General features: G+C 55.0%; 1 protein-coding gene. It reads right to left on the bottom strand.

Annotated elements, in window-relative coordinates; genetic code table 11:
• Window positions 1-342 (bottom strand): hypothetical protein (locus tag SB816_RS30365; protein ID WP_410548038.1); only part of this gene is annotated, 342 nt, incomplete at both ends.

Here is a 342-nt window from a genome sequence, read left to right as displayed (position 1 = left end):
CTGATCCAGCACGATCAGAAACTTCTCGTATGCGGGCTTACCGTCTTTTTCTTCCGCAAAGACATCTCCCAATGACACCGCAACTTGTAGGGACTCCGGAACCTGATCGGATAGTTCCTGCTGGAAGGAGGCACGCAGATACATATCCGATAACCGGGACGTGGGAGGAATGGCACCGGGCGGTCGAAGGCTTTCGACAATGGCGGGAAAGTTGACACTAGCCTCTTTCAGCTTCGGATCACCCAGCAACAGGTGGTATTGGTACGCCGCGGTGAGCCACGAAAGATAATCGCACATCGGTTCCCGCTCAGCGACTAAGGCTGCATGATGCAGCAACGCCAG

The organism is Achromobacter sp. SIMBA_011, assembly GCF_046535435.1.
GTDB lineage: Bacteria > Pseudomonadota > Gammaproteobacteria > Burkholderiales > Burkholderiaceae_B > Achromobacter > Achromobacter dolens.
The sequence above is the reverse complement of the archived record's forward strand: the minus strand, read 5'-3'. Positions and strand labels throughout refer to the sequence as shown.